This is a genomic window from Aquimarina longa SW024 (genome assembly GCF_001401755.1).
GTDB lineage: Bacteria > Bacteroidota > Bacteroidia > Flavobacteriales > Flavobacteriaceae > Aquimarina > Aquimarina longa.
Map to the genome: position 1 here is coordinate 1 of NZ_AVQK01000048.1, position 12,861 is coordinate 12,861.

A 12,861-nucleotide genomic window follows, 5' to 3' on the forward strand; every position below is an offset into this window, starting at 1 on the left:
GTAAAGCCAAAAGAGAAGGATCTTGCCCAGCAACAATAGCGCTATACAATTCTGAAAATTCCGATATTAAAATACCATTAGACCAACCATCACTAGCAATATGGTGAAAAACACCTGCTAGTACATAATTATTATCTCCTAAATCATATAAACATGCTCGAAACATATAATCCTTCGATAAATCAAAAGGAATATTCAAAAAGGAAGAAAGCTCTCTTTCTAGATTTTCTTCGGATTCTAACTTAGCTTTTGATAATTGCCACTCTTCAGATGGAATCACCTTTTGATACCCAATACCATCGTCTGAATAAATAACTGTACGTAATACTTCATGACGATCAACTATAGTTTGAAAAGAAGTTTCTAAAGCAGTAACATTTAAATCTCCTTCTAATCGCAATATAATAGGCATATGATATTCTAAACTGCCCTGTAACTGATCTAAAAACCATAAACGCTCCTGACTAAAGGATAATGGAATCCTATCTGGACGATCTTGAGCAACAATAGCTGGTAATAAAGTAGTATCAGATACCGTAGAAATATGAGTGCTTAATTCTTCTAATTTACTGTACATGAAAATTGAACGAATCGAAACTTCAATTCCTAATTCCTTACGAATCATAGAAACCAAACGAGTCGCTAATAACGAATGACCGCCCAATTCAAAGAAATCATCATACACACCCACCTGATCTAATCCTAGTAGTTCTTGCCAAATAATTGACAATTGTAGTTCAGTCTCATTTCTTGGAGCTATATATTCCTGAGTGGATAAACTAGATAAATCTGGTTCTGGTAATTCCTTCTTATCAATCTTACCATTACTGGTTAATGGCATAGCTTCTAAAGTGACCCATAATTGAGGAATCATATATTCTGGAAGACTCTTTTTTAGATAATTATAAATTTCTTTTTTATCCAAACCTTCCTCTGAAACAATATAACCAACCAACCTCTTGTTATTCGAGGTATCCATATGGGCAACAACACAACTACTACTAATCAAAGGATGAGACGATAAAACATTCTCAATCTCTCCCAATTCTATTCGATACCCTCGAATCTTAACTTGATGATCAATCCTACCTACAAATTCTATACTACCATCAGGTAACCATCGGGCTAAATCACCCGTCTTATATAAACGCTCTCCTTCTTTAAATGGATGAGCAATAAACTGCTCCTTAGTTAAATCTTCTCTATTCAAATATCCTTTAGCAAGTCCTGTCCCCGAAATACATAACTCACCACTAACTCCTATTGGTAAAACTTCCTGAGAACTATTTAAAATATAAATACACGTATTCGATAATGGATAACCAATAGGAACTGTATAAGCAGTATCTGAAATACTATTGATCGGATAATAGGTAGCATAAACAGTAGCTTCAGTTGGTCCATATACATGAACCAAACGATCTGGTCCTAAAACCTCTAACGCTTTGCGGGCATGAAACAATGAAACTTGCTCTCCTCCAAATAATAATAATCGTAAACTTGATACTGAAGGGAGTCCATAATCTACTAATGAATTAAACAAGGCTGTAGTCATAAATACAACACTTAATTCTTTAGATTTAATCTCTTCTGACAAAGCTATTGCGTCGGAAGCTACTGAGCCAGAAATCAAATGTAAACTAGCTCCGTTTAAAAGACTGGCATAGATCTCATAGGTCGAACCATCAAAAGCATAATTTGACCATTGAAGAACTCGGTCTGTAGAGTTGATATGAATTGCTCCTGGATCATTAATCCGAGTCAAAATATTACGATCGGTAATCATAATCCCTTTAGGAACTCCAGTACTACCAGAAGTATACATAACATAGGCAGTACTATCCATAGATCGATCTAGTACCTCTACTGTAGCATCATAATCTGAAACCACTGAAGTTGATAAATAATGAACTCCTGAAATATCTAAACTAGAACGTAATACATCATCTGCATATAAAATATGGGTGATCTCTGCATCTTCGATAATATGAGTCAGACGATCCATCGGTAGAGAAGCATCTAAAGGAACATAGGCACATCCTGATTTTAATATCCCTAACATACTAATAAGCATATCAACATCCCTATCGAACAAAATTCCTACATGATTACCGGGATCAATATTTTCAGATCTTAAATACGTAACCATTCGGTTAGAAGCATCTTCTAATTCTCTATAGGTAAGAGTAGATTCACCTAATTCTAGAGCTACACGATCTGGATCTTGTGATACCTGAGTTCTAAAAACATCAATAAGATGACCCTGCTCTGAATAATCTAAATCCGTAGCATTAAAATCCTCTAAAATCTCTAATCGTTCCGCCTCTGGTAATATAGATAGCTTAGAGATGGATTGATTACAGTCCAAAACAATACTTCGTAATAATTCTTGATAATGAACCAACATACGACGTATCGTAGCTTCTGTAAATAAAGCGATATGATAAGTCATACTTAATAAAATAACTGAGTCACTTTCTGCTGCAGTTAAATTCAAATCAAACTTAGAAGTATTTCCTGTATACTCATCATACGTATCTATTTTTAAATCTTTTAGTGTTATTCCTTCTTCTTGTTCAGGAATATTTTGTAAATCAAACATAACCTGAAACAAAGGAGACGTACTCATATCTCTGGTATCTGCAACACGCTCTACTACCTTCTCGAAAGGAGCCAATTGATTTTCATAACTTCCTAAAGTTGTTTCTTTAATGCTTGATAGGAGATCTCTAAAACTTGGATCTTTGCTCAAATCACTACGCAATGCCAACGTATTGACAAAGAATCCAATCATTCCTTCTAAATCCGATTGTGTTCTATTCGCAATCGGAGTACCTACACAGATATCATCCTGACCACTATATCGAGACAGCAATACCTTAAAGCCCGATAACAATACCATAAACATTGTGACTCCTTCTTCCTTACATAACACAGATAATTCAGTAGTTAATTCTTTATCTAATTCAAAACTAATATTAGCTCCTGCCGTATTTTGAATTGAAGGACGTATGTAATCTGTTGGTAGTAATAGAGGCGTAACCCCATTTAATTTATCATACCAATATGACAGTTGATTTTCTAAAACAGTACCATCTACATACTCTCGTTGCCAAAGTGCGTAATCGGAATATTGTATAGGTAGTTCTGGAAGAACTACGTCTTTGTTTTCTACTAAAGTATTATACAACTCCATAAACTCTGAAACCAATACTCCTTCTGACCAACCATCACTAGCAATATGATGGAAAATTACTGCCAGTATATAATGAGCATTTCCTAAATCATATATACAAGCACGAAGCATATAATCAGAAGATAAATCAAACGGAGTTTCTGCAAAGGAAGTAATCGTTTCTTCTATATTATCCTGATCAACATCCAATACAACTGTATCTAAACTCCATTTATCAACAGGTATCACATTTTGGTATCCAATACCATTGTCTGATTTTATTATAGTACGTAATACTTCGTGACGAGTAATTATCTTTTGTAATGCTGTTTCTAGAATACTCGTATCTACAACTCCATCTAATTTTAATATGACTGGTATATGGTAATCAATACTACCTTGTAATTGATCTATAAACCATAAACGTTCCTGACTAAATGATAATGGAATTCGTTCCGGCTTTTTATATGCTGTTATAGACGGTAATAAAACGGTTTTTCCTTGTGTTGATAAGTGAAGTGCTAAAGCTTCTATTGTAGTATGCATAAAGATATCCGCAATCTCCACTTCTAAATCCAATTCTGTACGAATCATAGAGATTAAACGAGTTGCTAACAATGAATGCCCTCCTAACTCAAAAAAATCATCATATACCCCTAATTGATCTATGTCTAATACTTCTTTCCAAATAATTGATAATTTTTCTTCAATATCATTTCTAGGAGCAATATATTCCTGCATTGATAATTGAGATGTATCTGGGTCTGGTAATGCTTTTTTGTCAATCTTACCATTACTAGTTAATGGCATAACATCCAATTCTAACCAAATCATAGGGATCATATATTCCGGAAGCTGGGATTTTAAATGCTCTTGGATACTTTGTTTGTTGAAATCCTGTTTTGTAACTACATAACCAATCAAATAATTATTCCCTGAACTATCTGGTTTAGCCAAAACACAACACTGTTGAATGCTGTCATGCATTAACAGTACGTTTTCTATTTCTCCTAATTCTATACGATATCCGTGAATTTTTACTTGGTCATCAATTCTACCGACAAATTCTAAGGTTCCGTCGGGTAACCAACGCCCTAAATCTCCAGTTTTATATACCTTATATATACTATCAGTAAATGGATTTTCTATAAAACTATTCGCTGTCTTCTCTGGGTCATTTATATATCCTCGACCAACTCCTACTCCGCTAACCCATAATTCTCCAATTACTCCTATTGGGCATAACTGATTTGATGGATTAACTACATATAATTGCATATTTGCTACGGGTTTTCCTATAGGAATAACTGACCCTTTTGGTAAATCTCTCATAATATGAAGACTCACATCATCAGCCGCCTCTGCAGGACCATAAGCATTTACTACTGGAATCTCTGGATAACGAGAAAACCAACGTGATAATAATGAATGTTGTGTAGCTTCTCCTGTGACTAAAAAATAATGTAATTGTGATAAGTCCTTATTAGATGTTACATCTAATAATTCAGACACATACGACGGTACTAATTGAAGATGTGTCACGCCATCATCATATAATGACTCTTGTAAAACCGTAGCGTCCAAAATCTGGCGCTCACTATACATTACAACACGTCCTCCAGATAATAAAGCACTCAATAATTGCCATACAGAAATATCAAAAGTAAATGGCGCTGTAAATGCTACGACACTAGTAGAGTCCATCTCTAACTCATCAATCATAATCAAAAGATGATTCAATAAGCCTCTATGCTCAATCATAGCTCCTTTAGGAACACCTGTACTACCTGAGGTATAGATAACATAGCTTAATGATCCTGATGAAATAGACACTCCTAATGCAGTTTGAGGATAGGTCATATACTCATCACTATCTACTATGATTTTATCTATATCTGATAAATTACTTAAAACTTCTATAGTAGAAATATCTGTAAGTACTACATTACATTTAGTATCATTGATAATATGTGAAATACGTGATTCTGGATAATCTGGTTTTATAGGAACATAAGCGCCTCCTGCTTTGAGAATACTTAAAATACCAACCATCATCTCTAATGAACGTTCAATACAAATGCCAATTAGAGTTTCTTCCTTAACTCCTTTCTCACGTAAGTAATGAGCTAATTGATTTGATTTTTCATCGAGTTGTTTATATGTTAATTGTTGATCACCAAATACTAAAGCAATAGCATCAGGAGTATTATGAGCTTGTTTTTCGAATAAATTTATAACATTATTATCCAATGGATAATCAACTGCTGTAGCATTAAAAAGATGCAATATCTCTTGTTCTTCTTTTGGTACAATGCTAAGTGTATTAACTGCTATTTCTGAATTGTTATAAAAACCATCTATCAGTTTAGATAATACTTCCTCCATATAAGAAATAATACGAGCAGGATCGAGCATTGGATCTACCTGCATAGTAAATCCAAATCCATCATCTTTACCAAAATCATCAATACTCAAATCAAGAGGATAATCCGTACGCTCATGTCCTCCTATATAATCTATACCAAAATCATCATCTGTATCATCATTGACTGTAGAATAACGGTAGTTTAATAATCCACTAAATAATGGAACTCCTTTATCAAAATTACTCCAACTCTGAATATCAGTAAGTGATGTCTGCTCATAAGATAATAAACCATGTAATTCTCTATTGACCTGTGCAAAATATTCAGGTATAGTACATTCTAGTTCCAATACCAAAGGAAGCGTATTAATAAATAATCCTAAAGAGCGATTAGCCCCTATAGATCCTTGTAAACGACCTGATACTACTGTCCCAAATATAACATGGTCTTGATTGCTACAAACCCCTAATACAATCCCCCAAGCAGCATGGAAAATAGTGGCAGGACTCATATGTAACTCATGAGCAACTTTACGAATTCTACTTGATAAATCGTCTGATAACTCATAATTTAATTCTTTAATTTGTAAACCATCTTGCAAATCATACAAACCAAATGGAAATGTAGGTTCTGTAATCTTTTCTAAACGTGAACGAAAATAAGGTTCACTATCATTTATAGTTTGCTGGTATAAGGTATGAGCGATAAAATTTCGATATAAAACAGGGCTTTCAAGTTTTGCCGTTTCTCCTGATATATATGCAATAATTTCTTCTGTAATTTTTTCTAAACCAACATGGTCTATAATAATATGATGTTGATTCATTAAAATATAATACTCTCCTTTTTCATTATCTTCAACGGTTTTTAGTTGCAACATTGGCGCTTTTGATAGATCAATCCACTCTATTCCTGAGGTCATTATTGCTTCTAATTCTTCCAATAAACTTTTTGAGCCATCTAAACTTACTTCCATTTTTTCTACAGAAACTTCTACTTCACGTAATACAACTTGAACAGCATGTGGAAGACCCTCACTTAAGATACAAGTTCTCAAAACATCGTGGCGGGCTATTACAAATTTTAAGGCTTCTATAAATTGTGATCTCTTATCTATATCACTAAATGAAATTAGATTAGGAGAAACATAAACATCTCCAATTTCTTTATTACTTATTAAATGATGGAAATAAATCCCTTCTTGTAATGGTGCTAATGGATATATATCCTGAATGTTTGAGGCTCCTCCTACAACACGATCCATAATAAGATCTAAAACTTCTTGATTAAAATCAATCAGTGGAACCATCTCAGGCATAATATAATCACAGTCTACCGCTATCCCATTTTCAGGAGCTTCATAAACTTGTACTCCATGATTCAGTTTTATTGCTAATTCATCTATTGTTGGATGCGCAAAAATTTCTTTTACATTAATTTGAAAGTTTTTCTTCTGCAAATGAGCAATTAATTGAACAACTAATAACGAATGTCCTCCTAGTTCAAAGAAATTATCATATATCCCTACTCGATCCAAGCCTAATAAATTTTGCCAAATATGTGCTAATTGCTCTTCTATTTCTGTTCTTGGTGCAACATACTCCTTTGTTGACAAGGTAGACATATCTGGATCTGGCAAGACTTTTTTATCAATCTTACCATTACTAGTTAATGGAATACTATCTAATTCCACCCATAATTGGGGAACCATATATTCCGGAAGTTTCTCTTTTAAATACTCTTGTATTGTCTCATTATCTAAATCATTTTCTACAACAATATAACCTATCAAACGAGTATTATCAGAATTATCCTTGCGAGCCAAAACACAACTACTAGTAATTGATGGATGAGACGATAAAATATTTTCAATCTCACCTAACTCTATACGATAACCTCTAATCTTTACCTGATCATCTATCCTTCCTACAAACTCTATATCTCCATTAGGTAGCCAGCGTGCTAAATCACCTGTTCTATATATACGATTTCCTTTTTCAAAAGGGTGATCTATAAATTTCTCTGATGTTAAGTCTTTTCGATTTAAATATCCTCTTGCTAAACCAGCTCCTCCAACACACAATTCTCCTATAACCCCGATAGGCAATAGACTTTGATTTTTATCAATTATATATATCTGGGTGTTAGCTATTGGTTTTCCGATAGGAACATTGGTTGTAAAATCACCCTGAAAAGTTGTTGCACAAATACTCGTTTCTGTAGGACCGTATGCATTAATATATCTTCCTCCTTGGTTTATAAATGCTAGCACTTGACCTAGCGGAGCTTCCTCTCCTGCTGTAATTAACGTATCAAAACCTACTAGATCAGATACATCAAGTAATCTAAAAAAAGCAGGAGGCAGAGTCGCACAAGTAATCTTATTTGTCGTTATAAAATTCGTAAAATAAGCAAGATCTGATTTTTTATCTTCTCCTATAATATATAAAGTCGCCCCTCCTAAAATAGAAATAAATATTTCTGAAATTGAAGCATCAAAACTTTGACTAGCAAATTGAAGGCAGTTTGAATTTGGTGTAATTGTAAAAACATCTATTTGTGAATAAATCGTATTAACAATACCTTTATGTTCAATCAATACTCCTTTAGGCTTCCCTGTAGAACCCGAAGTATAAATAACATAAGCAAGATTATCTGTCTTTATATTTATTTCTGGAAGTGTCGAAGCATATTTTGTATCTTGTTGTATATAAGATTCTAAAAATGGCTCATCTATAATTATCTTACAATCACTATCTTTTTCTATGTAAGATATTCGATCCTCTGGATATCTAGGATCAATAGGTAAATAAACACCTCCTGATTTTAGTACTCCTAATACTACTACAATTAACCATTCACTACGTTCTAGTTTTACTCCTACTAAATCTTCTAAAGCTATATTATGAACAGACAAAAGATAATGAGCTAAATGATTAGATGCTTCATCTAATTCTTTATATGTCATTTCGCGCTCTTCAAATACTAGTGCGATGGCATCTGGAGCTATATTGACCTGATCAGTAAATAAATCAATAAGAGTTTTATCTGATGGATAGTTAATCTCTGTAGCATTAAAAATTGATAATAGCTGATGCTCGTCTGAACTCGAAAGTATCGATAAAGAACTGATACTTTGGGTAACATCAGATACAATACTACTTATCAGATTTTTATAATGCACCATCATACGCCGGATCGTATCCTGTTTAAATAATGCTGTACAATACTCCATTCGTAAAGAAATCCCTGATTCAGCTTCTTCTGCTGTTAAAACTAAATCAAATTGAGAAGTTTTCTCAGTATATTCATAAGGACTAAAGGATAACCCTTCTAGATCTACATTTCCTTCTTCTGGAGCGTTTTGTAATGCAAATAATACCTGAAACAAAGGAGACATACTCATATCTCTTTTCTTCGCAACACGATCTACTATTTTTTCAAAAGGAGCTAAATTATGATCATATCCCCCTAAAGTAGTGTTCCTTACCTGTTGTAATACTTCTTTAAAACTTGGATCTTCACTCAAATCACTGCGTAATGCCAAGGTATTAACGAAAAAACCTATAATACCTTCTAGATCCGATTGTGTCCTATTGGCAATTGGTGTACCTACACAGATATCATCCTGATTACTATAGCGTGACAACAATACCTTAAAAGCAGATAACAACATCATAAATAGAGTAATATCTTCTTCCTTACAAAGAGCTTTAAGAGCATCACTTAGTTCCTTATCTAATTCAAAAGAAAAGCTAGATCCCGCATTACTTTGCTCTGATGGTCGTGCATAATCTGTAGGTAATAATAATGGTGAAACATTTTTTAATTTATCCTCCCAATATAGTAACTGATTCTCTAAGACAGTTCCATCTACATATTCTCGCTGCCACAAAGCATAGTCTGAATACTGTAGTGATAACTTTGGGAGTTTTGCTTCTTGTCCCGATTGTAACGCACTATACAATTCTGCGAATTCTGAAACCAAAATACTTTGTGACCAACCATCACTAGAAATATGATGAAACACTAAAGCTAATACATAGGCATCCTCTCCTAAATCATAAATACATGCACGAAGCATATAATCGCTAGACAAATCAAAAGGAATTTCTAAAAAAGAAAAAATTGCTGCTTCTACATCTGTTTTTTCATCTAATACTACTTTAGTTAAACTCCAATCATCAGAAGAGATAATTTTCTGAAATCCAATTCCTTCTTCTGAATAAATTACTGTTCGCAATACTTCATGCCGATCAATTATTGTACGTAGAGAAGTTTCTAGAATCGTTATATCCAAATCTCCATTTAATCGTAATACGACCGGAATATGGTATTCCTGGCTACGCCCATGCAGTTGATCTAAGAACCATAAACGTTCTTGACTAAAAGATAGTGGAATATGTTTTGTAACATCTCGATTGTAAGGTGTAATCTTTTCTAATACAGCCACCTTATTTCTTCCTTGATATTTTTCAAGATACTCAATTATAGAGGCTTTGTTATTTTTTATTTTTTGAATTAAAGTAGCGTCGATTTCAGTAGTGGACTTTACACTTAAAGAACCTTTATCTAGTACTATTTTAACCCCTTTGTTATTTGCTTCTTTTATAATATCTAAAACACTTATGTCCATCACTAAAATTATATTTCAATAGTTACATTATATTCTTCTGTAGTATCACTTTGATTTAAATCCAATTCTATAAACTCTATACAAGAAGCTAGTTCTTCTACAGTATTGAATTCAAATACATCTTTAATTGCAATCTCTATTTTTATTTCTTCACGAATTCTAGACACCATTTGTATAACAAGTATAGAATGCCCTCCTAATTCAAAAAAGTTATCATGTATTCCTATTTGATCAATGCCCAATAACTCTTGCCAAATAGTTACTAATTGTTTCTCCCTATCACTTCGGGGTGCAACATATTCTTGGGTAGACAAAGTAGACATATCGGGCTCTGGCAACAATTGTCTATTAATCTTACCATTATTAGTAATTGGCATAACGTCTAAATTCACCCATAACTGTGGAATCATATATTCTGGAAGCCTGCTCTTTAAATAATCATAGGTTTCTTCTTTATTCAATTCATCCTCTGAGACAATATAACCAACCAGTCTCTTGTTATTCGAGGTATCCGTATGGGCAACAACACAACTACTACTAATCAAAGGATGAGACGATAAAACATTCTCAATCTCTCCTAATTCTATTCGATACCCCCGAATCTTAACCTGATGATCAATCCTGCCTACAAACTCTATACTACCATCAGGTAACCATCGGGCTAAATCACCTGTCTTATATAAACGCTCTCCTTCTTTAAATGGATGAGCAATAAACTGCTCCTTAGTTAAATCTTCTCTATTCAAGTATCCTTTAGCAAGTCCTGTACCCGAAATACATAACTCGCCACTAACTCCTATTGGTAAAACTTCCTGAGAACTACTCAAAATATAAGTACGTGTATTCGATAATGGATAACCGATAGGAACCGTATACGCTGTATCTGAAATAGTATTGATTGGGTAATAGGTAGCATAAACCGTAGTCTCAGTTGGTCCATACACATGAATCAAACGATCTGGTCCTAAAATAGCTAATGCTTTGCGAGCATGAGGCAATGAAATCTGTTCCCCACCAAATAATAATAATCGTAAACTCGAAAAATTAGGAAGTCCATAATCTACCATGGAATTGAATAATGCAGTGGTCATAAATACAACACTCACTTCTTTAGAAGAAATCTCATCGCTTAATGCAATCGCATCTGAAGCTACAGATTTAGAAATCAAACGAAGACTTGCTCCACCTAAAAGGCTTCCATAGATCTCATAGGTCGAACCATCAAAAGCATAGTTAGACCATTGAAGAACACGATCCGTAGATTTAATCTGAATCGCTCCGGGATCATTAATTAACGTTAGAATATTACTATCAGTAATTAAAATACCTTTAGGAATTCCTGTACTACCCGAAGTATACATAATATAGGCAATACTATCGTGATCACGGCTAAAGTATTCTTTGCTAGCTACATAATCTGAAAGCGCAGTAGTTGATAAATAACGAATTCCTGAAACCCCTATCGATGATCGTAATGATTCATCTGCATATAAAATATGGGTGATCCCTGAATCTTCAATAATATGAGTCAAACGATCCATTGGTAAAGAAGCATCTAAAGGAACATAAGCACAACCCCGTTTTAGTATTCCTAACATACTGATAAGCATATCAAAATCTCTATCGAATAAAATTCCTACATGGGTACCTGACTCAACACCTTCTGAATCTAAGTATGTAACCATCCTGTTAGAAGCATCTTCTAATTCTCCATATGTTAACAATGCATCTCCTGATTCTAAAGCTACTCGATCTGGGGTTTTAGAAGCCTGAGATCTAAAGACATCGATAAGATGATCATCCTCTGAATAATCTAAATCCGTGGCATTAAAATCTTCTGTAACTTTTAATCGCTCTACCTCTGACAGTAAAGACAACTTAGAGATGGGTTGACTGCAATCCAAAACAATACTACGTAATAATTCTTGATAATGAACCAACATACGGCGTATCGTAGCTTCTGTAAATAAAGCAGTACAATACTCTATATCAAATGTAATTCCTGACTCATTTTCTTCAGCTATAAACATCAAATCAAACTTAGAAGTCCTTCCTTCATGTTCATAATGGGATATTTTTAAGTCGTTTAGTGTTAAATTTTCTTCCTCTGGTATATTCTCTAATGCAAACATAACCTGAAACAAAGGAGACATACTCATATCACGAGTATGAACTATACGATCTACTACTTTCTCAAAAGGCGTTAATTGATGATCATACCCTCCTAAGGTTGTTTCCTTAACACGAGATAATACCTCCCTAAACGTTGGATCTCCACTTAAATCACTACGCAAGGCTAATGTATTGACAAAGAAACCAATCATACCCTCTAAATCCGATTGTGTTCTATTGGCAATAGGAGTACCTACACAAATATCATCCTGACCACTATATCGTGATAACAAGACCTTAAAGCCTGATAGCAATAACATAAACATTGTAACTCCCTCTTGCTTACTTAACAATGCCAAATCAACACACAACTCCTTGTCTAACTCAAACTCAAGACCACAACCCTCACTACTCTGTACAGAAGGACGAGCATAATCCGTAGGTAAAACTAATGGAGAAACATCAGATAACTTCTCCTCCCAATACGATAACTGAGCATCTAACACCGATCCATCAACATAAGAACGTTGCCATAAAGCATAATCAGCATACTGTAATGTCAACTCAGGAAA

General features: G+C 34.0%; 2 protein-coding genes. Both read right to left on the minus strand.

The features are described 5' to 3' along the window. The coding region (locus tag N456_RS08345) for a non-ribosomal peptide synthetase (protein ID WP_148639250.1) at positions 1–10,177 on the minus strand (10,177 nt) is incomplete at its 3' end. A gap of 8 nt (positions 10,178–10,185) precedes the next feature. Then, on the minus strand, positions 10,186–12,861 hold a 2,676-nt coding region (locus N456_RS08350; RefSeq protein ID WP_148639251.1), incomplete at its 5' end, for a non-ribosomal peptide synthetase.